The following is a 22,900-nucleotide window of genomic DNA, read 5'->3' as shown; positions in this document are numbered from 1 at the left end:
TCCTGTCAGGCGGTCGGGGCGCTCAGGCGCCGAGGTACTGGGGGATGTCCCACTTGTAGGGCTTGGTCAGGTCCCAGTCGGCGAAGACGTAGTCGTCCCGGCTGACCTTGTGGCCCTTGTCCTTGGCCTTCTTCAGCGCGTCCTCGAACTTGCCCTCCAGGTCCTCGGCCAGCGTCCGCAGGCCCCCGGGCACGTCCTTGATCTGGCCGGTGTACACGCCGGTGCAGAAGTCGTCGAAGGTGGGCTTGGCCTGGTCGGGCACCACGTGGATGGTGGCGGGGTTGCGCAGCGAGGGCTGGGGGCCGGGGATCACCAGCTTGGCGGCCTCCACGTACTGCTTGAACGGCGCGAGGTCGATCTTGCCGGGGTCGTTGGCCTCGGGGTGGATCGAGATGTCGCCCTTGAGGTCCTGCACGAAGCGCGTCGCGGCGTCCTTGCCGTGCCACCACTTGAACCACTCCCACGCCTCGTCGGGGCGCTTGGAGTCGGCGGAGAGCGCCAGCATGACCGAGCCCGCGCCGTGGTAGTAGCTGCTCTTCTGCTGCCCGTCCGGGGTCACCATCGAGACGGTGGAGAAGTCGGTGAAGCCGAGCTCGGTCCAGCCGGGCTGGTTCCACACGCCGCCGACGGTCATGCCGAACTTGCCGCGGGCGAACTGCTGGCGGGCGATCTCGTCGTCGACGCTGAGCGAGTTGGGCATGATGTAGCCCTTGTTCTTCCACTCCAGGAACAGGGTGAGGAAGTCGGTGTAGGTGCGGTCGGTGTACCGCGTGAACTTGCCGGTGCGCAGGTCCAGGCCGTCGGGGACGCTCGGCGGGACCGAGACGGGGTTGCCCGAGCCCGCCAGGAAGGGCTTGATCCACCAGTTGATGATCGGGAAGGCGCTGTTGCCGAAGCCGATCCCGTGCACGCTCCCGTTGCCCTTGCGGGTGATCTGCTCGGCGGCCCGGGTCACCTCGTCCCAGGTCTTGGGGAGCAGCACCTGGCCGCCGGAGTCGACCAGCCCGGCGTCCTTGAAGACCTTGTTGTTGACGTAGAGCTGCAGCTCGGGCCCGAAGCCGGTGAACGGCGCCGAGTAGATCTTGCCGTCGGCCGCGTTGACGCCGTTGACGAACGAGTGCGCCGGGAAGGTCTTCTGCCAGTCCGCGGTGGCGTACTTGTTCAGCGGCAGCAGGTGCCCCTGCTTGATGTGCTCGTCCAGCCGGTCGCGCGCCACCATGAACACGTCGGGCAGGTTGTCGCCGCGGGCGGCGAGGTTGAGCAGGTCCTCCAGGTTGCCCGACGCCTGGAGCGTGCGGTTCACCTGGATGCCGGTCGCCTTCTGGAAGCGCTCCATCTCCTTCTTCACCCAGGACTGCTGGGTGGTCCACTTGTCCCAGTGGGTGATCGTGCCCTTGCCGCCGGCGGACGAGCCGCCGCTGCCGCCGCAGGCCGCCAGCAGCGCGAGGCCGCCGAGTCCGGCGGCGCCGGACAGGAAACCCCGCCGGGACACCGAGGGGATACGAGGTTCGGACATGGTCGTTCCTTCCTTCGTGAAGGAATAGGGGTGGGGGTGGGGGTGGGGGTCAGCGTGCGGCGGGCGGGGCGGCCGTGGAGCCGCGCACGATGAGCCGGGGGGACGGCGACACGGGGGTGACCCGGCGGCCGTCGATGCGGGCCATCAGCAGTTCGGCCGCCGCCGCGCCGACCGCGACCGGGTCCTGGCGGACCGTGGTCAGCGGCGGGTGCAGGTGCGCCGCCTCGGGGTTGTCGTCGAAGCCGGTGAGGGACAGGTCCGCGGGGACGTCGAGCCCCGCCTCCCGGGCCACCGACATCCCGGCGATCGCCATCAGGTCGCTGGCGTACACGATCGCCGTGGGGCGCCGCTCCAGCAGCAGCCGGGTGGCCGCCGCCCCGCCCTCGCCGGTGAAGTGCCCCGCCGCGTGCGGTCCGGCGGGCAGGCCGTGGGCCCGCATCGCGTCCCGCCAGGCCGCGAGCCGGGACGCCGAGTGCAGGTAGGCGGGCGCCCCTTCGACGAACGCGATCCGGCGGTGGCCGAGCCCCGCCAGGTGCTCGACGGCGTCGCGGATGCCGTCGCCGTCGCGGACCCCGACGAACGGGGTGCCGTCGTAGTCCGCGCCGTCCGGGCCGACGGCGACCGCGGCCAGGCCGAGTTCCCGCAGCAGCGCCGGGCGCCGGTCGTCGGTGCGGACGTCGAGCAGGAACGCCCCGTCGATGCGGCGCTCGCGCGCCAGCCGCCGGTAGCCCTCCGCCTCGGCCTCCTCGCCCTGCCCCACGACCTGGAGCACCAGCACCGAGTTGCTGTCCGCGAGCACGGTCTGCACGCCGCCGAGGAAGCCGGCGAAGAACGGGTCCAGGGCCAGGTGGCGGGGATCGCGGGCCAGCACCAGGCCCACGGCGAACGCCCGGGACCGCAACATCGCCCTGGCGTGGATGCTCGGCCGCCAGTTGAGCGTCTCGGCGGCCTCCCTGATCCGCTGCCGCGTCTCCTCGCTCACCCCCGGCTTGTCGTTGAGGGCGAGCGAGACCGCGCCCTTGGAGACCCCGGCCAGCCGGGCGACGTCGGCGATCGTCGGGGTCGCCGGCGCGCCGCCGCTTTGCTCGTCCATGCCCGGCCTCCACGATGTCTTGTCAGCGCTAAAACCATTTATGTACGCTGCTAAACGCATTTAGTACCGTGTGTCGAGCATCACTGTCAACACCTCGCGCGGAGCCGGCGTCCGCGGCCGGAAGGGAAGGAACATGACCGAGCGCCCCCGTGACCGCGTCATCGTCTTCGGCGTGGACGGCGTCCGTTACGACACCCTGCTGGCGGCGCGCACCCCGGCGATCGACACGATCGCGGCCGAGGGCTTCCTCGCGCCGGTGCGGGTGGACGACGTCGCGCAGCCGATCTCCGGGCCCGGCTGGACGACCGTCGCCACCGGTGTCCCGGCCGACCGGCACCTGGTCTACGGCAACGACCTGACCGGCCACCGGATCCACGAGCACCCCGACTTCCTGACCCGCGCGCGGACCCTGCTCCCCGGCGCCCGCACCTACGCGGCCGGTGCCTGGCCGCAGCTCGTGCACGAGACGCACGGCGGTCCGATCTTTCTCGGCGGCGGCTTCCTGCCCGGCCAGGCCGAGGACTGGAACGTGCTCGACGGAGCGGTCGCCGAGCACGCGTGCGAGGCCCTCGGCGGCGGCGACGTCGCCGCCGCGTTCGTCTACTTCGGCCTGCCCGACACCATCGCCCACGCCGAAGGCCCCACACCGAACTACACCGCCGCGGTCACCACCAGCGACGAGCGCATCGGCCGCGTGCTCGCCGCGATCCGCGCCCGGCCCGGGTTCGCGGACGAGCGGTGGACCGTCATCGTCACCACCGACCACGGCCACGGCGAGGACGGGCGTCACGACGGCGACAGCGACGCCGAGCGCACCGCCTGGATCGCCGCCACGGGCCCGCACGTGCCGCGCCGGGCACCGTCCGGACTGCGGCAGGTCGACGTCCACGCCCACGTACTGCGCGCTCTGGGCATCACCCCACGGCCCGAATGGGCCCTGCCCGGACGCCCCTTCACCCGATGACCACCCGACGAACGCGGAAAGGCGCCGCCCCATGACGATGCGACCCTGGTTCCCGGACGCCAAACTCGGCGTCTTCCTGCACTGGGGGATCTACGCGGTGCAGGGGGTGACCGAGTCCTGGTCCTTCTTCACCGGAGAGATCACCTACGCGGAGTACATGCGGCAGCTCGACGGGTTCACCGCCGCGCGGTTCGACCCCGACGAGTGGGGGCGGGTCTTCACCGCCGCGGGCGCGCGCTACGCCGTGCTCACGGCCAAGCACCACGACGGCGTCGCGCTGTGGGACAGCGCGGCCGGTGACCTGAACGTCGCCCGCCGCACCCCTGCGGGCCGCGACCTGGTCGGCGAGTACGTCCGCGCCATGCGCCGGCACGGCGTGAAGGTCGGCCTGTACTTCTCCCACCTGGACTGGTCCCACCCCGACTACATCGCCGCGCGGCCGCATGACCAGGACCCCGAGGGCGGAGGACCACCCGGCGGGCACGAGGAGTCCGCGCTCGACCGGGGCGAGCACTGGGAGCGTTTCCTGGCCTTCCACCGCGCCCAGCTCCGCGAACTCGCCGACCGCTACGGGCCCGACCTGTTCTGGTTCGACGGCCAGTGGGAGCTAGACGAGCGGCAGTGGCGGATGGCGGAACTGCGCGACCTGCTCACCGCGTGGGCGCCGCAGGCCGTCCTCAACGGGCGCATGCTCGGCCACGGCGACTACGCCACCCCCGAGCAGGGCGTCCCGATCGCCCGACCGGAGGGCCCCTGGGAGTTGTGCCTCACGATGAACGACTCGTGGGGCCACCGGCACGCCGACCACAACCACAAGTCGCTGCGGCAGATCATCCGCGTCTTCACCGAGACGATCGGGGCGGACGGCAACCTCCTGCTCGCCATCGGGCCACGGGAGGACGGCACGCTCGTCCCCGAGCAGGTCGAACGCATGGAGGGCCTCGGCGACTGGATCAGGCGGCACGAGGAGGCCGTGTACGGCACCGGCGCGGGCCTGCCGCACGGGCACCACTACGGGCCGTCCACCCTGTCCGCCGACCGGCGGACCCTCTACCTGACCCTCTTCGACGTCCCCCGGGAGTTCGTCGCCGTGCGCGGGATCCGCAACGCGGTCCGCGTGGCGCGCGTGCTGGGCTCCGGGCGGGAACTGGCCCACCGCACGGTCGGCGGGTTCCAGGAGGTCCCCGGCGTGCTCTACCTCGACGCGCCCGGGGAAGCCGACCTGGACCCGTACGCCACGGTCATCGCCGTCGAACTCGACGGGGAACTCGACCTCTACACCGGCGCGGGCCACGGCTGAGCAGGGCCCGGCAGGCCGCGCCGCCTCCGCACTCCGACCGATGACGGGAACCACAAGATGATCCTTTCCGGGGCACTGCACTACTTCCGCGTGCTGCCCGAGCAGTGGCCGCACCGGCTGGCGATGGTGCGGGCCATGGGGCTCGACACCGTCGAGACCTACATCGCCTGGAACCTGCACGAACCCGAACCCGGCCGGTTCGACTTCACCGGGCACGCCGACCTGGGGCGCTTCCTGGACGCGGCCGCCGAGGCCGGGCTGCGCGCGATCGTGCGTCCGGGCCCCTACATCTGCGCCGAGTGGGACAACGGCGGCCTGCCGTCCTGGTTGCTGGCCGACCGGGGCGCGCGGCTCCGCTGCCACGACGCGACCTATCTCGGGCACGTCGCCCGCTTCTTCGACGCCGTCCTACCGATCGTCGCCGAGCGGCAGGCCACCCGCGGCGGGAACGTCATCATGGTGCAGGCCGAGAACGAGTACGGATCCTACGGCTCGGACCGCCGCTACCTGGCCTGGCTCGGCGACGCGTTGCGCGAGCGCGGCATTGACGTGCCGCTGGTGACCTCCGACGGTCCCGCCGACTTCATGCTGGCCGCAGGCACGCTGGCGGGCGCGGCCGCGACCGTCAACTTCGGTTCCGAGCCGGATGAGGCGTTCGCCGCGCTGGCCCGGTTCCGGCCGGACGACCCGCCGATGTGCATGGAGTTCTGGGACGGTTGGTTCGACCACTGGGGCCGGGAGCACAATGTCCGCGATCCCGCCGACGCCGCCGGGACGCTCGCGCGGATCCTCCGGGCGGGCGCCTCGGTCAACCTCTACATGGCCCACGGCGGGACCAGCTTCGGCATGTGGGCGGGCGCCAACCTGGAGGATGGGACCTACCTGCCGACCGTCACCTCCTACGACTACGACGCCCCCATCGACGAGCGCGGCGCGCCGACCGCCAAGTTCTGGGCCTTCCGCGAGGTCCTGTCGCGCCACCAGACCCGGGAGATCCCCGAGCCGGAACCGCTGCCGCCGCCGCTGCCCGCCGCGTCGGTCCGGCTGACCGAGACGTTGCGGCTGCTGGACGTGCCCCCGGCGGCCACCGCCGAGGCCGCCGTGCCGCCGACGTTCGAGGAACTGGGCCTGCACCACGGCCTGGTCCTCTACCGGGCGGAACTCCCCGGCCCCCGCCAGGCCCGCGACCTGCACCTGGACGGTCTGGCCGACCGCGCGCACGTCTACGTCGACGGCGAGCAGGTGGCCGTGGCCGAACGGTCGGGCCGCACATCGGTGGGCGTCGCCGTGCCCGGCGCGTCGGCGACGGTGGAGATCCTGGTGGAGTCGATGGGCCGGGTGAACTACGGTCCCGGGCTCGGCGACCGCAAGGGGCTGGTCGGCGGCGTCCGGCACGACCAGCAGTACGTGCACGGCTGGACGGCGTCGACCTACCCCGTCGGGGACATCTCCGGTCTGCCCTGGGGAACTCCGGACACCGCCGGACGCGGCCCGCTGTTCCACCGGGGCGTCCTCACGGTCACCGAACCCCGTGACGGCCATCTCGCCCTGCCCGGCTGGACCAAGGGCTACGTGTGGGTGAACGGCTTCTGCCTCGGCCGCTACTGGGACCGCGGCCCGCAGCACACCCTCTACCTGCCCTGGCCGCTGCTGCACGCGGGGGACAACGAACTGGTCGTCCTCGAACTCGACGGTTGCGCCGACCCGGTCATCGAGTTGCGGACCGCCCCGGGACCATGACGGCCGCGTTGCCGGTTTTCCGGCGACTTCCGGCCGAGCGGGCTTATGCTGGACGCGCAAGCAGATGATCACTGGTTGTGACGGAATGCGCGTTCGGCGCTTCGTTCGGGTCACGTCGGAGTCGGCCCGGCGAGCGTCCGGCCGGGACTTGGCACGGGAAGTGAGAAGCCCATGGACCTACTCCAGCTCTCGGTGCGGCGGGCGGGACCGGTGGTAGTGATCAACATCGTCGGCGAGTTGGACCTGGCCACCAAGGGCGACCTCGTCGAACTGCTGGACGAGGCCGTCCAGAACGGTGAGCGCTGCGTGTGCCTGAACCTGACCGGACTGACCTTCGTCGATCTCGGCTGCGTGGGGCTGTTCGTCGACACCCTGACCCGCTTGCGGCAGCAGGGCGGCGATCTCCTGCTGACGGGCGTCGACCACTCGTTGCAGCAGGTCCTGAACGCCACGGGCCTGAACAGGCTCTTCACGCTGAACTGATCGCGGCCCCTGCCCCGCGCGACCGCCAACCGAGCGGCAGGTCTTGGCTCTTCACTTCTTGCCGGGAGCGGGGAAGGCGGCGGTCAGCGCGGACCCACGGGTGAGGACCGCGACGCCGATCAGAGCGAGGGCGGACAGTCCCTGAAGCACGGCGTACCACGCCGGGCAGAGACCGGGGATCAGGTCCACGGCAATGATCGCGATCGGCAGGACGGTCGCGAGGGTGCGCAGCCGGTCGAACGCCTTGTCCTCCCCCTGGGAAGCCCGGACGGCGAACCGGTGCAGCGGATAGGTGACCAGCAACAGGATCGTCCCCCGGATCCACATGAACGGGTTCGCCTCGTGACCGGTGAACGCCATCACGGCGACCGTGCCGAGGACGATGACGCCGACGGCACCGAAGAGCGCGACGTACTTGTGCACCGTGTCGAACGCGCCCTGGGTGTTGAGCTGCGCCGTCGCGGTGTCGGTGCCGGTGTTCGCCATGATCCTTGCTCCTTCGTGTCGATGTGCTATCGACGCTACGGAGCACGCGACCAGCCCGGTATGCGCCTATCCACACGGCCGGGTGGGTCTAGACCCACTCCTGGACACGGCTGATCAGGCGGGAGCAGACCGAGGCCGGCTCGGCAGAGGTGCCGAGCCGGGCTTCACAGGTCGTACTGGTTGTCCTTGATGGCGGTGACGAGCACCCGCCACATGCCAGGCGCGAGCGCTAGCGGCCGTTCGTCAGGGTTCTTAGAGTCGCGGATCAGGATGCCGTGCGCGGGGAAGTGGGCGGTCTCGACGCAGTTGCCGCTGCCTCCCTGGCTGCGGCTGGACTTACGCCATCCGGTCCCGGGCTTGCCCGTGGGCGAGGAAGTCACGAGGGCACCTTCTCTACTTGAGACTTGCAAGTGTCCTTGCCAGGTACGCGTTGCTCTCATCGGGGCTCAGCGCGGTCGCGCTCAGATGCTGAAAGAGCATGCTATAGCGCTGAAGCTCCCCTCGTTCTTCGAGATACACGCTGAGGTGCTGGGTCTCGGTGTAGACGAGGCTGGGATCCCCTTCGGGGAAATCGAGGATGACGAACGAACCGGCCAGACCCGGATGCGGCCCCACCTGCAACGGCAGGATCTGCACGGTGACATGGTCGAGCAGTTCGGTGTCGATCAGCCGCCGCAACTGCTCCTGCCGATCGTCCAGAGTGCCGAACGGTCGCAGGATGGCGGCTTCGTCGATGACCACCCACAGATAGGGCGGGTCCTGGTGGGCCAGGATGCGCTGCCGTTCCATACGGAGCTGCACCAGCCGTTCATTCTCCTCGGGATCCCGGATGAGACGCCCCCGATTGACGGCGGCGGCGTACGCCGGGGTCTGCAACAGCCCGGGAATGACCGAGAGCTCGTAAGCGTGGATCTTCTCCGCCCCGGCCTCGAACTCCACATATGAGTCCCCCAGCACGTCCTTGTAGGAGTTCCACCAACCGCGCTGGCGGGCCTGCCGGGTGAGGGTGAGCAGTTCCTCGTAGCGGGGGTCGTCCTGGGGCACGCCGTACAGGCCGAGGAGCATCCGGGTGTCGGCGACCATCGGCTTGACCGCCTGCGCCTTCTCCAGACGGGTCACCTTGCCGGGTGACCATTCCAGGGACGTCGTCACCTCATGAGCCGTCATCCCAGCGTCCTCGCGCAACTTCCGCAACTCGATGCCGAGTCGGCGACGGCGCACCGTCGGGCTTCGCCTCAGGTCGGTCACCTGCTCCTCCTCCGTCGTGCTGACGTAGCGACGATCGTAGATGACTCTGCGCAACCAGACATTTCATTGCCAAACGGGCGACTTTGAATCTCTGTATTGCGAATCTTAGGACGACGGTACACGATTGCGGAAGACCCCGGGTCTGACCTCCTGATTCCGCTCCGATGAGCGGATCTCCCCCTCGACGGAGGCGATGATGATCAACGGAAAGCCCGCAGACCTTCCTTTCGGCGGATGTTGCGCCTGGCAACTCCCGCCCGACGGCTGTTGCAGCTCCTACGCCCGGACCGTGCTGGCCTCGGCGATGCGGTCCCTCGCCTTTTCCGAAGGGGCGATAGACGACGGCGTCCTGGCCGTCAGCGAACTGGCCACCAACGCCTTCCTGCACGCTGAGCCGCCCGCGCGTTTCGAGCCGATCCGCGTGCCCGAACTATGGCTTTGGGCGCGGACCAACCCCCGCAAGGAACTGGTGGTCACGCTCTTCGACACCGACCGCGACAAGCTCCCCCAGCTCGCAGCCGGGGACCTGCTGGACGGCCACGGCAAGGGGCTGGGCATTGTCGCCGCCCTGTCCTCGGCCTGGGGTTGCCACCTCTCGCGTTCACAACTCGGCAAGCAACGTGTCGCCGGGAAAGCGACCTGGTTCGCAATGCCGCTGCCGCCCTCATGGCCGCGCTCTCGTCGCCCCCTTCACTCAGCGGTCGCCGCGCAACGGCTCCTGATGCTCCTGGCCGTACGCGGCTTCGAGGGAAAGCGCCACAGTGACCTCACCGGCACATCGGTCGTCATGGCCGGCGACCTGAAAGTCCACATCGACCAGGACGCGTTCTCCTGGCGCAACGACGACGGCACGCCGTGCCGCCACCCGCTGCTCGACCTCCAGGAGACGGCCGAGCACATCATCTGCTCGCTGGAAACGCGGTCCTGAGCAGAAGGCCACCACCCCACTCACCGACGATCTGGGAGCCCAGCACCATGCCCGGCCACTGCTTTCCCCGCATCCGCCAATCGCTCGCCCAACACGACCTGCCGCCCCCACCAGTACAGGTGCAGTTCCACAACGCACCACCCCGCCCACGGCCTCCGACCGCCTGGGCCCAACGAGAACCAGACCCTGAGCAAGTACTCGCCGAACTCCGCCAGTGCTTCCCCGACGTCATGATGTGGTGGGGCGACTTCACCGGCTCCTACTGGGCTTTCGTCCGCACGAACACTGGTGAACGCCTTCTCGAAGCCGCAACTGCGGGACTGTTCGTCCAGCAACTCACCCGGCTCCACACTCTCCGAGCCGCGTCTGACAGCCCCAGGGGGCAACTGGCCATCGCGGCGACCACGCCGGTCCACGTCACTCCTGCTCGAACCGGTCGCCGCTTTGCCGATACTCACGATCAGCAGAGCCAGAGCGAGGCATCGGCAGAACGGTCCGACCACACTGGAAGGAAGAACGGCTTCTGGCGACGGTTCCTGGCCTTCCGCCGCCGCAGGTGATCAGACGCGGTCCAGCGTCAGCGCTGGTTGATGAGGTCGGTGGCGAGTTGTTCCAGGTGCAGGGCGTGGCTGGCCTTGATGAAAACAACATCGCCGGGCTTGAGGGCGTCGTTGAGCAGGTCTTGGGCGGTGTGCCGGTCGGTGGCCTGCTCAACGACCAGGTCCGGGCGAGCGGCGCGGGCGGCTACGGCAATGGTCTGGGCATCGGCGGCCCCGACGGTGATCAGCAGGTCGACACCAAGCTCGGCGGCCAGACGACCGACCTCGGCATGGGCGGAGGTGGTCTCCTCCCCCAGCTCGCGCATCTCACCCAGCACGGCAATGGCACGGCGACCGTCGGCCATGGCGGTCAAGGTGCGCAGGCCAGCGGCCATGGAGTCGAGATTGGCGTTGAAGGCGTCATTGATAACGGTCACGCCATCGGAACGCTCAACCACTTCCAGCCGACCGGACGACAGTGGTTCGGCGTCGCTGAGCGCCTCGGCGATCGCGGCCGGTGCCATCCCGACACCGTGGGCGACGGCGGCCGTGGCCAGCGCGTTGGACACCTGATGCTCGCCCACGACCCGCAGTGCGACCGGGGCCGTGCCGTGCGGGGTGGTCAGGGTGAAGCGGGCGCGGCCACGGTCGAGTTCGACCTCGTCGGCACGGACGTCGGCGTGCGGGGCGCGCCCAAAGGTCGCGATGACAGCCCGGGTCCGGGTCTGCATGGCCGCCACCAGAGGGTCGTCGGCATTGAGGACGGCCAGACCACCATCGGCCGCATCAGGGAGCGCTTCGATGAGTTCGCCTTTGGCCTGGGCGATGGCCTCGCGGCTACCGAACTCACCAACGTGGGCGGTGCCGACGTTGAGCACCAGACCGATCTGCGGCGGAACCAGACTAGTGAGATAAGCAATGTGCCCGGCATGACGCGCACCCATCTCCAACACCAGGTAAGGGGTGCTGGCCTCGGCACGCAGGACGGTCAGCGGCAACCCGATCTCATTGTTGAAAGACCGCTCGGTCGCCACCGTCGGAGCGTCCTGCCGCAGCACCTGGAGCAGCAGGTCCTTGGTCGAGGTCTTGCCCGAAGACCCGGTAAGAGCGATCACGATGGTGTCGGCCAGACGCGCGGCGACCGCACTGGCCAGGCGCCCCATGGCAGCGGTGACATCCTCCACAATGACGGCGGGCACCCCAACCGGACGGGCCGCCACAACCAGCGCAGCCCCTGCCTCCACCGCCTGCCGGGCATAGTCATGCCCATCGACATGCTCACCAGGCAACGCGGCGAACAATCCCCCGGGCTGCACCAGCCGAGAGTCAATCACCGCCGGAGCAGTGACCATGGCATCCGGATCAGGAGCCGCGTCCAAACGCCCACCGGCCAGACGGGCGACTTCGGTCAACGTCATCGGAATCACGGACACTCCAGCGGACATGGACGAGTGCACCCGGTCAGGCGCCACGAAGAACTTGACGATGATGCTCACCCGGGCATCATGCCTGACCACCGACGCTCATGATCGGCCGAACAAGGCCTCGTTGGAAGCTCCAGCCGTGACGGGGGTGTCCGCCGAGAAGATCTCCATCCGCGCCACTGTGCGTCCCAGGCTGGAGCGAGTGGTGGCGCCAGCGTGAGAGATGTGCAGCGTTGGCGTGGCGGGCACGCTGGTGGTGCACGAGCGCTCGCAGCAAGACCATAGAAGACCTTCGCCTGCCTGAAGACGGCCCAGCAGCAGAGACAACTGGCACCCGACTTCGACCGGGACTTGGGGATGGCGCTGCTGTCCGGCCCGCTGTACTACCGCTTCCTGGTCACCCAGGAACCCCTGACCCACGACTACGTCGATCGCGTCCTCCACGCCCTCTTCACCGGCATGGGACCACGCCCTGAAACCGCAACGCCAGATCGCAGGACTTGAGACCGGCAGGAGGCAGGGTGCCGTCAACGGAGGTGCACTGGCTACAGGTTTGCGGGTGTTGTATCTGACGGCCTTGTCGCGCGGGGATCTGTGGGTAGGTGAGAAGGTCCGGCGAACAACTCTGATCCTTACCAGCCTCGCCACCCACTTGGGTGAGCAGAAGAGCCTGCTCTGGCTCATCGTGGCCAAGTCCCGCCACAAGGACCCCCGTCTCCGGCCAAGAGGTCGTCGCACCCGCTGCCCCTGCGAGTTGGCCAGTCGAGGCGTCCCTTCCCTACGAACCTGACATGGGATGGCGGCCCCGGCCTCAGGTAGTCGCCAAAGCGCGTTCCCATCCGAAACAACCCATACGCACTTCCGGAAGTTGTGACGGATCTCGCGACAGCTACGGCATACTGCGCCTTTCGAGGACTTTGTTTCGTTTCCTTCAGGAGCTGATATGAGTCCAGCGATGCAGAGGGTGCTTGGCGCGATCGGAACGGTCGCGGTCGGAGCCGCGGTGAACATCGGCACCGGTCTTCTCACTGATCACAAGGAAGCGGCGTGGTGGGCTTCCGGGATCGTCGTGCTCCTGCTCGGCGTCCTCATCCAGTGGTGGTTGCCGCTGCCCACCAGCAGGATGTCCGACATGGAGGCCTCGGGGAACACGGTGGGTGGGTCGCTCCGCCAGGAATCGGCCGGCGCCGCCTCGATGCGGGCGAACGACAACGACCTGGGCAAGGATTTCCACCAAAGCCAAAAGGGAGACGGAGATATGTCCGCTTCCCGGAACAAGGTCAAGGGCGACTTCCAGCAGAAGCGTGATTAGGCCGCGGTGGACCCGGCCCGTCATGCGGGTCGAGAACTCGTATACCGAGGGCGACATCGTCCAGGTGTGGACGACGAACGTCATGCGGCGACAGACCTGGCGCGAGGCCCTCGACGACGCGGCCGACAGGCTCGCCTCGACCGTCCGGCAGGAGATCGAGAACCGTCTGGGCGACCTGGGCGACCGGCACGCGGACGAGCTCGCGGTGTACTGGCGGGCCGAGGACGGGACCACCGGCGACCGGCCCGTCGAGCTCTACCGGATGGCTGCGCACGGACGCCTGGTGCTGATCGGTGAGTCCGGGGCGGGAAAGTCGGTCTTCCTCGACCGTCTGAGTCTCGACCTGCTGCGGAAACGGGACAGGAACGCGGAAGAGGCCGTCCCGGTGATCGTCAATCTCACCGCGTGGACATCTGACAACGGCGGGCTGACCGAGTGGATCATTTCCCGGCTCACGCTCGATTACCCGTTCCTTGACGAGTCGCTCACCGCCGCGCTGCTCACCGAGGGCGCCATCCTACCGATCTTGGACGGCTTCGACGAAGTCAACGGGGACGAGACCACCACGGAAGAGACCGACGCCGATCTGCGGCGCCTCGTCTGGTCCGGCCTCAACAACGCCAGGGTGGCGCTGGTCGTCGCAAGTCGTCCCGACGAGTACCAGAAGGCAGCCGGGTCCGCTGGACCGCTGGCGTCTGCGACGCTCGCCCGGTTGGAACGCCTCAGCCCGCATGCGGCAGCGGCCTACCTGGCCAATGAGGCCGAGGACGAGGACACCTGGCACGAGGCGTTGCGGCTCGATCCGGGCAGGCTCGGCCTGGCTCTGTCGTCACCGCTGATGGTGAGCTTGGCCCGCGATCTCTATGGACGGGATCTTTCCTGCAAGCGGTTCGCCGACCGAGAGGAGTTCCCGACCGCTGACGCGATCGAACAGCACCTGCTGACCGGTTTCGTGCCGAGCCGCTACCGGAACGAGACCAGCAACATCCTGCGTAGGCGCGGTCCGAGCTGGGTCGCCGGTCTGGCCCGCGCGATACCTGAGGGGCGAACCGAGCTCGCCTGGTGGGAGTTCGGATCGTCCGTGCCACTGCTTGCGCGGATGACCGCCTTCGCGTTCCCTGCGGGACTGGTGGGGGCGGGGACCGGCTGGCTCGCGCAAGGCGCTGGGGGAGCGGCCGCGGCGGCCGCGTTGCTGATCGCCGTCGCTCTCGTGATCTCCATGACGTCCACCCCGCAGGTCGTGCGCATCCAGCGGATCGGCGTCATCGGACGGGCCCGGTTCGCCTGGGCGCTGCTCGGTGCCGGGTTGGTCGGAGGCGCCTGTGTCGGGGTTCTGGGCAGGCCGCTCGTCCTGTCGGTCGGCTTGTGGACGCTACCGTTCGCCGCGGCGACGGGCACGCTCGCGGGCAGCTTCCTCACCTGGCTCGCACGGCGCTGGGAGCTCGGGAGCGCGGCCAAGACGGTGTGGACCGAACTGTGGCTCGGGGCCGGCGGATCCTTCGTCGGCGGGGCCGCGGTCGCCCTGGTCTTCTGGCGCTTCCAGGTTCCGGACGTCGGATACCTGGAATGGATCGGTTACTGCTGCGTGTTCGGCCTCGCGTTCGCGATTCCCGCAGCGGCCGAGGGAGCGCCCGGGCACGAGATCTCCACCCCTCGAGGACTGCTGAGCGCGAACCGGTTGTGGGCGCTCGCCCAAATGGCGTTCATCGGCGTTCCGTTCGGGCTGGTCGCGGGCACGGTGACGGGGCCCGCTGAGGGCGCGCTCATCGGAACGGCCGTCGGGCTGGCATGGGGTGTCGGGACGACGGCGTGGGGCCGGTGGCTGGTGCTCGTCCGGGGGTGGATGGTCCTGCGGGGCCACCTACCCTGGCTCGTGTGGAGTTTCCTGGAAGACACTCACGAAAAACGGATCATCCGCCGGAAGGGGTCGGTCTTCGAGTTCCGTCACGGCAGTCTCCAGGAACTGCTCGCCGAGCGATGAGACGTGCGGTGTTCACTGCGGTAGCCCTGGCCATGCTCGTAGCAGCGGACACCGCCTCCGGAGCCTTCCACCACAGAGGGAAGGAAACGAGCCTGATCTCCATCCCGCCCCGCTCTGGCGACCTGTCGACGCTCATCGTGGTCTTTCCCGGCTATCTGATGCCAGCGGCCGAACTGGGCCGGGCCTTCGCGTCGCATCTCGACGCGACAACCGGCCTCCTACTCGTCCAGTACGCCGAACGGGGAGTCGACCCTACGGCGATCCGAGCGTCGCTGGCCCTCCGACTCCGGAACCTCAGGCCCGAACGGATCGTCTTCTACGGAGCGTCCATGGGCGGGATGTGCGCGCACGACGTGCTACGCGGCATGGACGGTCTCACCACACCGGTGGATCTCGTTCTCGACACCGCCCCGGCGTCATCGCAGGACGTCCGCCGCCCCGGCTGGTTCTTCACCCTCGCTTCGAGCTACAGAGGGGGATACCTCGCCAGCGGGGTTTGGCGTCTCCTGGCGAACCTGCCTGCGGCCCGTCCAACCCCCGAACTCGACGCCGACCGCGACATCATCAACAGCGCCCGTCACCACTACGCCACGGCGGGCATGCCAGCCGTCACCTCCGAAGCGGACTACATCGGAGCATTTCGTCTCCGCGCCCCTTCCCGGCACCCGGACCGCGTCGTCTATCTCCACGCGCACGAGCCCGTCCATGACCCCCTCATCAAAGTCGACCAGGCGATCGCACGCTGGCGCACCGTCTACCCCGCACTGATCACCGAGGAGATCAAGGGACGCCAGGGCGGATGGCACATCCCGTTGGTCGAGCGCCCGAAGGAGACCCTCAAAGCCATCACCGGGATCTAGAAGCGACTCAACGGCACCCTTTGCCGGTGCGTGGTGAGGGCGGGGGTCAGTGCTGCATGCCCGCGGGTGTCGTCAGCAACGCGGCCACGGCCGCCAGGATGACCAGTGACAGGAAGCCGCAGATCCAGACGGTGGAGAGCCAGTCGGTCTTGTTCTCGGCGTCGGGGTTGCGCTGCTGGGCGAAGTAGAGACGGAGCATCCGGTTGCGGACCGGGAAGATCGCGATCGGGATGGCGGCGAACGTGGTGCTGTACAGGAAGAGGATCGGGGCTGCCGGGCCGGGCTGGAGCAGGTACAGCCCCAGGACGATGAGGACGGCCACCGGCGTCAGGCGGTAGAACACCCGCTTGGCCTGCCTGCCGTGCAGTCCCAGTGCGCTGCGCGCCGCTTCGGGGATCTTCGCTCCGGCGATCAACGAAGACATCGTGGCCATGGAGAACACCGTCGCCGCGGCGGCGATCAGCTACCAGCCGGTCTCGGAGCCGGAGAAGAGCACTTTCCTCTCCTTCAGCTGTCATTCGGGCAGGTCATTCTATGATCCGTCCGGCGTTTCGGCGGCGGTCAGCAGGGCGTCCAGGGCTTGCCGGGAGGTCTGGAGCCGACCGATCATCTCGATGATGCGGCCGCGTTCCTGGCGCAGTTCGGTGATCATGGTCGGGCAGGCGGGCGGCGCCGGGCCGTCGGTGCCGTCGTGCATGCAGTGCAGGATGCGGGCGATGACGGCCGTGGGCAGACCCGCCGCCAGCAGGGCGCGGACGTGACGCACCGCCGCCACGTCCGACGGCGCGTACCGGCGATAGCCGTTGGCCGTCCGCGTGGGGTGCAGCAGTCCCTGCTCCTCGTAGTAGCGCAACAAGCGCCGGTTCACGCCGGTCGCCTCCGCCAGGTCGCCGATCCGCATGTCGCTCCCCGGGCTTGACCCTCACATCGATGTGACGCCTTAGCTTTCCAATATCGCCGATCGAGGAGGGAAGGCGGATATGTCGGGAGTCGTGATCGTCGGTGCCGGGCCCGGCATCGGGCAGGCCGTGGCGCTTCGTTTTGCTCGTGAGGGGTTGCCGGTCGCGTTGGTGGCTCGTAGTCGGGCAGGTCTGGATGCCGTTGCTGAGGTCGTCGCGTCCAGTGGTGTGCGGATTGTCAGCGCCATTGCCGATGTCACTGACGAGGTTGCGCTGCGGATTGCCCTTGATCAGGTGGTCGATGAGTTGGGGCCGCCCGAGGTCGTGGTCTACAACGCCGCGTTGATCCGTTCCGATACGACCGAAGGGTTGTCGGCGCGCGGGTTGCTGGACGCCTATGCGGTGAACGTCGTCGGAGCGCACAGTGTTGCCGCGCGCCTGATCCCCGCCATGGCCGCGCGGGATGGTGGCTCGTTCCTTGTCACCGGCGGTATGCCGGAACCCAAGCCTGATTATCTGAGCCTGTCCCTCGGCAAGGCTTCGGTGCGGACGCTGGTGACGTTGTTGGATCAGCGGTACGGAGCGTCGGGAGTGCACGTCGCGAGCGTCACCGTGGCCGGACCCGTCGCACCCGGTACCGCTTTCGATCCCGACGACATCGCCGAGCACTACTGGCGGCTGCACAACCAGCCGTTGGGAGGCTGGGAGTTGGAGGTCCTCCACGCCGGCCGGTCCGTCTGTGGGGCGACGAGGCCGCCCGCCGCCTGACCGAGCAGACCACCCACCCGCCACGCCCGTTCGGGCTCTCAGGTCGATGTGTCCAGCAGCCGGTTCAGCTCGTCCCCGGCTTCGTCGTATCCGGCGTCGCAGATGCGTTGCAGCTCGCGCAGGTCGCCCGCCGCGACCGCGCGCCGGGTGAGCAGGAGACCGGCGCGTGCGGAGCCCTCGTCCAGCAATTCGCGGAGTTCCTCGACGTCGTCGGCCGCGTCGGCGAGGTCCGCGAGCCGGTCCAGAGCGGTCTCGTTGCCCCCGTCGGCCAGCGCGCGCAGGGTCTCCCGGTCGATGTCGGTGTTCGTCATGACGCCATGGTGCGACCCTGCCCCTGGGGAAAGGTCAAGTGGGACGATGGCTGCGTGTTCACCATCGGGCAACTGGCGAGGCACGTCGGGGTGTCGATCAAGACCGTGCGCGTCTACCACGACAAGGGGCTGCTTCCCGAGCCCGGCCGCGACGCGTCGGGTTACCGGCGCTACGGCGCGCGCGACGCCATCGACCTGATCAAGATCCGGACGCTCGCCGAGGCCGGTGTCCCGCTGGCCCGCATCCGGGAGTTGCGGTCGGCGACCGGCGAGGAGTTCCGGCGGGCGCTGCGCGAGATCGACGACGGGCTCACCGCCCGCATCCACGGGCTGCAGGCGACCCAGGAGCGGTTGCGGCGGCTCGCCGCAGGGGACCTTGCGCCGCTGCCCGCCGATGTCGGCGCCCACGTGGAGCGACTGGCGCGCTGGGGATTCACCTCTCGGTGGGTGAACCTGCAGCGCGACCTGTGGATCTTGGTGTTCGCCACCCATCCCGACCAGGCGACGGTGCTGTTCCAGGACCAGCGCGAGATCCTGGCCGACCCCGCCCTGCGGGCGCTGTTCCTCGACTACGACCGGGCGCACGACCTCGACGCCGACGATCCCCGCCTCGACGACCTCGCCCGCCGGATCGCCGAGGCGACCCGGGCCCGCTACGGCTCCGACGACCCGCCCGAGTTGGATGCGGCGTCCCAGATCCCCGCCCTCATCCAGGGCACGGTCAACGCCTCGTCCCCGGCATGGCGGCGGCTCGACCGGCTCATCCGGGCACGGCTCGGCGCGTGACCCGACGTTACGGGCGCGGCTTCCCGGACGGGCTGGGTGCTCAGTCGATGTTGTTTTCGGGGAGCGGGAGATCGCCGGGGCGGGTCGGGGTCTGCTCCGTTCCGGCAGTTCTTTCGGGCTGCTGCTCGTGAGCGCGAGGGGATGCTCACCTGGCTTGGCTGACGTCCAAGGCTTCGCGGATGGCGGCTATGTCGGCGGCCAGGTCGGCGGAGGACGCGCCGTCCAGGGCTCGGCGCATCAGGGCGGAGGCGATGACCACGCCGTCGGCCCATTGTGCTGCTCGGACGGCGTGAGCCGGTGTCGAGATGCCGAAGCCCAGCAGGGTGGGGCGGTCAGTCGCTGATTTGATCGTGGTGCAGAGTTCGGCGGCGCTTTCGGCCAGGTCGGAGCGTTCGCCGGTGGTGCCCATCAGGCTCACCGCGTAAACGCTTGGCCGAGCACGTTGTTGATCTTGTGGGAGCCGGTGTGCGCCAGGTCCTCGCGTTTGAGGAAGAGGGTGACGCCGAGTTCGACCGAGAGCCGCCAGGCGGGGGTGAGCGCGGTCGGCCGTCCCGCGTAGACCCGCAGCAGGGTGTCGAGGTCGCGGCGGAACGACGGGTCGGTCCACGCGTCGCGGAATGCCGTCTCCACTTTTGTGCAGGCCGGTATCAGCGACTCCAGCACGTAGCGGCCGCCGAACTCGCCGAACCGTTCGGTCCCGCTCGGGCCGGTCATGGGGTTCGGCGACCGGACGGCGTCCTCCTTTCGCTTACGGCTCTCCCGGTAGGTCGCGCATTCCGCGTAGCGGTGAGAAATAGATGATCATCCAGATGCAGGCCAGGCCCGCCGCGCTCACCCACAGGGCGGCGCGTGCGCCGGCTAGTTGCGCCACTAGGCCGCCGACTGCGGCGCCAATCGCCAGGGCGCCGGTCATCAGGAAGCGCATGGTGGCGTTCATCCGGCCGAGCATGGCGTCGGGTGTCGCCCGCTGGCGGAAGCTGACCTGGATGACGTTGTCGATGCCCGCCTTCATGGTCACCAGCAGCCACGCGGCCCCGGCGACGAACAACCACGGGCCGTTGTCGATCAGCGGGACGAACAGTGCGATCGGGGCCACTGCGGCGCCCGCGATCCAGAGCATCCGGCCGTGCCCGACGCGGTGCGCGATGCGCCGGGCGAGCAGCGCGCCCATGAGCACGCCGACGCCGCCGAGCGACAGGTACGCGCCGAGCGCGGTCTCCGACAGCTCCAGCTGCCGCACGAAGACGATCGGCATGATCACGAGGTTGACCTGGAACGAGAAGTTGGTGAGCGCCCCGGCGAAGGCGATCGGCCGCAGGAGGGGGTGGCCGAGGACGAACCGCAGCCCCTCCCACATCTCGCGGCGCAGGTCGCGGTCGGTCGCGCGTTCGGGCTTGGCCTCCGGACGCCGGATGCGCAACAACATCAGCGCCGACAGCAGGAACCCGGCGACGTCCACCATGACGGCCCCGGCGGCGGTGACCGCCGCGACCAGGTAGCCGCCGACGCTGCGCCCGGCCACCTCGCTGCCCGCGTTCAGGCTGCTCATGCCGGTGTTGGCGGCCACGAGCCGGTCGCGGCCGGCGACGTGCGGCAGGTAGCTCTGCGCGGCGACGTCGTCGAAGACCGTGCCGACGCCGCTCAGCAGCACGACGGCGTACAGCTGGTAGATGGTGAGGGAGTCCAGGGCCCACGCGATCGGGACCGTGGCCATGAGCGCGGCCCGTGAGATCTGGGCGGCGATCATGACGGGGCGGCGGCGCATGCGGTCCACCCAGACCCCGGCGGGCAGGCCGACCAGCAGGAAAGCCGCGAAGCTCAGCGCGCCGAGCAGGCCGACCTGGCCCGCGGTGGCGTTCAGCTTCGTCACCGCGATGAGGGGGATCGCGATGTAGCTGACCTGCGCGCCGATCTTGCTGACCAGGGCCGCGGTGAACAACCACCGGTAGTTGGTGTCGCGGAAGATTGACGCTTCGGGTTCGGTCGGGGCGGTGGTGGTCGCCTCGCGTGTGGTCATCGTGTCTCCATCCGGATGCGGCGCACGACCTCGTCTCCCCTGGCCACCGCGTCGTCGGCGTCCTTGCCGGAGGCGATGACGTAGCCGTTGACGCAGTCGGCCACCGAGCGCAGCTCGCGCACCTCGTCGCCGACGCCCTTGCCGATGACGACGCCCAGCTCCGCGCCGGTGAGCCGGTTGATGTAGGGGACGATGTTCGGCAGCGTCACGCCCGGCGGCACCTCGACGACCGTCGCGCCCAGTTCGGCCAGGGAGTCCACGCCCTCGATCGCGGTGATCTTCCCGGGCGGCGGTACGAAGAAGCGGATGGCCGCGCCGCTCGTCCACTCCGGCGGTTCGGCCGGCAGCTCCTCGATGCCGAGGGTGACCGACAGGAACATGCGCGACAGGCTGAGGCTCGACACCCGGCGGACCAGCTCGGGCGCGCCGCTGCCCGCCAGTCGATTGTGGGTCTCCAGGACGCGCGGTCCCTCGGGGGTCAGGATGAACTCGCTGTGCGCGGGGCCGTCCTTCAGGCCGAGCGCGTCGAGCAGCGCGTAGGTCATGCGGCGCAGCTCGTCGCGGTACGGGACCGAGACGCGGCTCGGCGTGCTGACCTCCCACTCGGCGAAGTACTCGTTCATCCGGTACTCGGACATGCCGATCGCGAGGTGGCGGCCCCGGTAGGAGAAGGTGTCGACGCTGACGACCGGGCCCTCCAGGAACTCCTCGGCCAGCGCCGCGTCGTGCCCGGCCTCGCGGAGCCGCTTCCAGGCGGTCATGGCGTCCTCGACGGTGTCGGCCACGTGGATCTGGATGCTGGCGACGCCGTCCACCGGCTTGACGACGATGCGGCCGTTCACGGTGTAGAGGAAGTCGGCCAGGTCGTCGGCACTGTGCACCAGGCGGTGCCGCACCGGGCTGAGGTCGTGTTCGGCGAGGCGTTTGCGCATCGCCGCCTTGTCCTTGACGATGCGCGACGTCTCCGGGCTCGTGCCGGGCAGGCCGAGCATCTCGCACAGTTCGCTGGTCGCGACCGCGCCGTCCTCGCTGGTGGTGAGCACCCGGTCGAACGGGCGCTCGCGGTGCAGCGGGGCGAGCGCCTCCAGCAGCGCCCGGCTGTCGGTGATGGGCGCGTGGACGATGCGTTCGCAGTAGTCGGCGAACTCCTCCTCGTACTTGCCCTCCTCGTGCACGAGGACCACCTCGACGCCGAGTTCCTTCGCCGCCGCCACGGCATGGGGCTGTCCTCCGATGACCGCCACTCGGTACATGTCTTTCTCCTCTGCTAGCTGGCGTAGCACCGGCGCAACCACCGGGCTTCGTGGTCGGGCGCCGGTTCGAAGGCACCTCGGCGGTGCACGACGCGGTAGTTGTCGAAGACCAGGAAGTGGCCCGGTCGCAGTACGGGCCGCCAGCAGGGGGCGGCGGTGAGCGCGTCGGCCCACGCGTCGAGCGCCTCGGCGGCGGCCCGGTCGCGGGCCCGGGTCGTGCCGCGGTCGTAGCGGACGCGGGGTCCGTCGTCGCGGTCGGGTTCCAGGACGGGGGTGCGGCCGTAGACGCGGCGGTTGCCGTCGTCGGCCAGGTCGTTGGAGTCGGGCGCGGCCACCTCGAAGCGCGGTTCGGCGAGCACGCGCAGCGTGTCGTCGGGGACGTGGTCGAGCGCGGTCTCCAGCGCCATCAGCTCGGTCGGCACCTGCTCGTGGTTGCGGCCGACGCAGAAGGTCAGGTAGCGCGGGACGTACAGGCGGGGGTTGACGCCGGGGCCGCCGAACGGCAGGTGGGGGTTGTCGGTGTGCCAGAAGAACTCCGAGTCCGCGCCCCACGAGCTGGCGGTCCCGGCGGCCTCGGGGTTCGGCACGACGTTGCGGATGAGGCGTCCCCGGTTCTCGTAGCCCACCGCGTACGGGGTGAGGCCGAGCAGCCGGATCAGCCCGAAGTGCAGGGCGTTCAGGACCGGCAGCCGTTCCTCGTCGGCGAATCCGTGCACCGGCGTCGGCGGCGCGTCCGGCTGCGGCAGGTTGTCCAGCAGCAGCGCGTGGTTGCCGGAGGCGGCGAAGCCCTCCAGTGCGCCCAGCGCCTCGGACGGCAACGTGCGGCGCAGCGCCCACGCGCCGATGCGGGCCAGGATCTCGGTGTCGCGGTCGGGGTCGAGCGCGCTGTCGGCGACCCTTTCCTCGATCTCCTTCTTCAGCAGGTCGCGCGTCTCGTCGTCCACGTGGCGGTGGACGGAACGCATATGGTCTTTCATGGTCACTCTCCCTCG

25 protein-coding genes and 1 pseudogene are annotated in these 22,900 nt (G+C 69.5%); 12 read left to right on the top strand and 14 right to left on the bottom strand.

Annotated features, from left to right (window positions below; translation table 11 throughout):
* Window positions 1-22: 22 nt before the first annotated feature.
* Window positions 23-1,516, bottom strand: coding sequence for an ABC transporter substrate-binding protein (locus AH6_RS12525; protein WP_067478721.1), 1,494 nt, complete (start codon window positions 1,514-1,516; stop codon window positions 23-25).
* Between the two features lie 49 nt (window positions 1,517-1,565).
* Window positions 1,566-2,609, bottom strand: a complete 1,044-nt coding sequence (locus AH6_RS12520; RefSeq protein ID WP_067478718.1) for a LacI family DNA-binding transcriptional regulator — start codon at window positions 2,607-2,609, stop codon at window positions 1,566-1,568.
* A gap of 133 nt (window positions 2,610-2,742) precedes the next feature.
* Between AH6_RS12520 and AH6_RS12515 the strand changes: the two genes are divergently transcribed.
* From AH6_RS12515 to AH6_RS12500, 5 genes and pseudogenes are all read left to right on the top strand, one after another.
* Window positions 2,743-3,573, top strand: a complete 831-nt coding sequence (locus tag AH6_RS12515; protein ID WP_067478715.1) for an alkaline phosphatase family protein — start codon at window positions 2,743-2,745, stop codon at window positions 3,571-3,573.
* A 31-nt stretch (window positions 3,574-3,604) separates the two neighbouring features.
* A complete protein-coding gene (locus AH6_RS12510; RefSeq protein WP_067478712.1) occupies window positions 3,605-4,873 on the top strand; it encodes an alpha-L-fucosidase in 1,269 nt (422 codons plus the stop codon).
* A 54-nt stretch (window positions 4,874-4,927) separates the two neighbouring features.
* A pseudogene (locus tag AH6_RS47060) lies at window positions 4,928-5,836 on the top strand (glycoside hydrolase family 35 protein); the annotation flags it as partial.
* A 108-nt stretch (window positions 5,837-5,944) separates the two neighbouring features.
* The gene (locus AH6_RS47055) at window positions 5,945-6,613 is read left to right on the top strand and encodes a glycoside hydrolase family 35 protein (RefSeq protein ID WP_373861773.1); all 669 of its coding nucleotides are present in this window, start codon (window positions 5,945-5,947) and stop codon (window positions 6,611-6,613) included.
* Between the two features lie 171 nt (window positions 6,614-6,784).
* The gene (locus AH6_RS12500) at window positions 6,785-7,096 is read left to right on the top strand and encodes an STAS domain-containing protein (protein WP_067478706.1); all 312 of its coding nucleotides are present in this window, start codon (window positions 6,785-6,787) and stop codon (window positions 7,094-7,096) included.
* Between the two features lie 51 nt (window positions 7,097-7,147).
* On the opposite strand, the gene AH6_RS12495 is transcribed toward AH6_RS12500, so the two are convergent.
* The 3 genes from AH6_RS12495 to AH6_RS12485 form a co-directional block, all read right to left on the bottom strand.
* The gene (locus AH6_RS12495) at window positions 7,148-7,582 is read right to left on the bottom strand and encodes a hypothetical protein (RefSeq protein WP_067478703.1); all 435 of its coding nucleotides are present in this window, start codon (window positions 7,580-7,582) and stop codon (window positions 7,148-7,150) included.
* A gap of 164 nt (window positions 7,583-7,746) precedes the next feature.
* Complete coding sequence (locus AH6_RS12490) at window positions 7,747-7,962, bottom strand: DUF397 domain-containing protein (RefSeq protein ID WP_067478699.1); 216 nt, start codon at window positions 7,960-7,962, stop codon at window positions 7,747-7,749.
* 13 nt (window positions 7,963-7,975) lie between these two features.
* Entirely contained in the window at window positions 7,976-8,830 is an 855-nt protein-coding gene (locus AH6_RS12485; RefSeq protein ID WP_067479140.1) for a helix-turn-helix domain-containing protein, read from the bottom strand.
* 289 nt (window positions 8,831-9,119) lie between these two features.
* Between AH6_RS12485 and AH6_RS12480 the strand changes: the two genes are divergently transcribed.
* Entirely contained in the window at window positions 9,120-9,758 is a 639-nt protein-coding gene (locus AH6_RS12480) for an ATP-binding protein (protein ID WP_067478696.1), read from the top strand.
* A 577-nt stretch (window positions 9,759-10,335) separates the two neighbouring features.
* On the opposite strand, the gene AH6_RS12475 is transcribed toward AH6_RS12480, so the two are convergent.
* Window positions 10,336-11,724: a UDP-N-acetylmuramoyl-tripeptide--D-alanyl-D-alanine ligase gene (locus tag AH6_RS12475; protein ID WP_067479138.1), complete on the bottom strand. Its 1,389-nt coding sequence runs from the start codon at window positions 11,722-11,724 to the stop codon at window positions 10,336-10,338.
* A 297-nt stretch (window positions 11,725-12,021) separates the two neighbouring features.
* On the opposite strand from AH6_RS12475, the gene AH6_RS42320 reads away from it, so the two are divergent.
* The 4 genes from AH6_RS42320 to AH6_RS12460 all read left to right on the top strand — a co-directional run bounded on the left by AH6_RS42320 (window position 12,022) and on the right by AH6_RS12460 (window position 15,874).
* Entirely contained in the window at window positions 12,022-12,225 is a 204-nt protein-coding gene (locus tag AH6_RS42320) for a TetR-like C-terminal domain-containing protein (RefSeq protein WP_157431424.1), read from the top strand.
* Between the two features lie 439 nt (window positions 12,226-12,664).
* Window positions 12,665-13,033, top strand: a complete 369-nt coding sequence (locus tag AH6_RS12470; protein WP_157431423.1) for a hypothetical protein — start codon at window positions 12,665-12,667, stop codon at window positions 13,031-13,033.
* 22 nt (window positions 13,034-13,055) lie between these two features.
* Window positions 13,056-15,014, top strand: a complete 1,959-nt coding sequence (locus tag AH6_RS12465; protein WP_067478690.1) for an NACHT domain-containing protein — start codon at window positions 13,056-13,058, stop codon at window positions 15,012-15,014.
* Between the two features lie 8 nt (window positions 15,015-15,022).
* Window positions 15,023-15,874, top strand: a complete 852-nt coding sequence (locus tag AH6_RS12460; RefSeq protein ID WP_067478687.1) for a hypothetical protein — start codon at window positions 15,023-15,025, stop codon at window positions 15,872-15,874.
* A gap of 46 nt (window positions 15,875-15,920) precedes the next feature.
* On the opposite strand, the gene AH6_RS12455 is transcribed toward AH6_RS12460, so the two are convergent.
* Both AH6_RS12455 and AH6_RS12450 read right to left on the bottom strand, forming a co-directional pair.
* Window positions 15,921-16,307 (bottom strand): hypothetical protein, encoded by a 387-nt coding sequence (locus AH6_RS12455; protein ID WP_067478685.1) that lies wholly within the window; start codon window positions 16,305-16,307, stop codon window positions 15,921-15,923.
* Between the two features lie 99 nt (window positions 16,308-16,406).
* Window positions 16,407-16,775, bottom strand: coding sequence for a MerR family transcriptional regulator (locus AH6_RS12450; RefSeq protein WP_067478682.1), 369 nt, complete (start codon window positions 16,773-16,775; stop codon window positions 16,407-16,409).
* 79 nt (window positions 16,776-16,854) lie between these two features.
* Here AH6_RS12450 and AH6_RS12445 point away from each other — a divergent pair, with 79 nt between their 5' ends.
* A complete protein-coding gene (locus AH6_RS12445) occupies window positions 16,855-17,541 on the top strand; it encodes an SDR family NAD(P)-dependent oxidoreductase (protein ID WP_067478679.1) in 687 nt (228 codons plus the stop codon).
* A gap of 38 nt (window positions 17,542-17,579) precedes the next feature.
* On the opposite strand, the gene AH6_RS12440 is transcribed toward AH6_RS12445, so the two are convergent.
* Window positions 17,580-17,852 (bottom strand): hypothetical protein, encoded by a 273-nt coding sequence (locus AH6_RS12440; protein WP_067478676.1) that lies wholly within the window; start codon window positions 17,850-17,852, stop codon window positions 17,580-17,582.
* 54 nt (window positions 17,853-17,906) lie between these two features.
* On the opposite strand from AH6_RS12440, the gene AH6_RS12435 reads away from it, so the two are divergent.
* Window positions 17,907-18,638 carry a MerR family transcriptional regulator gene (locus tag AH6_RS12435; protein WP_067478674.1) on the top strand — a complete coding sequence of 244 codons (732 nt, stop codon included), beginning with the start codon at window positions 17,907-17,909 and terminating at the stop codon, window positions 18,636-18,638.
* A gap of 145 nt (window positions 18,639-18,783) precedes the next feature.
* On the opposite strand, the gene AH6_RS45845 is transcribed toward AH6_RS12435, so the two are convergent.
* Genes AH6_RS45845 through AH6_RS12410 form a run of 5 tightly spaced genes read right to left on the bottom strand, consistent with a single transcriptional unit; the run spans window position 18,784 to window position 22,885 of the window.
* Window positions 18,784-19,047: a tryptophan synthase subunit alpha gene (locus AH6_RS45845; protein ID WP_067478673.1), complete on the bottom strand. Its 264-nt coding sequence runs from the start codon at window positions 19,045-19,047 to the stop codon at window positions 18,784-18,786.
* Window positions 19,048-19,052: 5 nt separating this feature from the next.
* Window positions 19,053-19,352, bottom strand: a complete 300-nt coding sequence (locus AH6_RS45840) for a PALP domain-containing protein (protein WP_067478672.1) — start codon at window positions 19,350-19,352, stop codon at window positions 19,053-19,055.
* Between the two features lie 34 nt (window positions 19,353-19,386).
* Entirely contained in the window at window positions 19,387-20,655 is a 1,269-nt protein-coding gene (locus AH6_RS12420) for an MFS transporter (protein ID WP_067478671.1), read from the bottom strand.
* On the bottom strand, window positions 20,652-21,908 hold the full coding sequence (locus AH6_RS12415) for an ATP-grasp domain-containing protein (RefSeq protein WP_067478669.1): 1,257 nt from the start codon (window positions 21,906-21,908) through the stop codon (window positions 20,652-20,654). Before AH6_RS12415 ends, AH6_RS12420 begins: the two co-directional genes overlap by 4 nt.
* 14 nt (window positions 21,909-21,922) lie before the next feature.
* Complete coding sequence (locus AH6_RS12410) at window positions 21,923-22,885, bottom strand: TauD/TfdA family dioxygenase (RefSeq protein WP_067478666.1); 963 nt, start codon at window positions 22,883-22,885, stop codon at window positions 21,923-21,925.
* Window positions 22,886-22,900 lie beyond the last annotated feature (15 nt).

This window comes from Actinomadura hibisca NBRC 15177 (assembly GCF_001552635.1).
GTDB classification, from domain to species: Bacteria; Actinomycetota; Actinomycetes; order Streptosporangiales; family Streptosporangiaceae; genus Spirillospora; species Spirillospora hibisca.
This window is presented reverse-complemented; position numbering and strand designations above follow the sequence as displayed.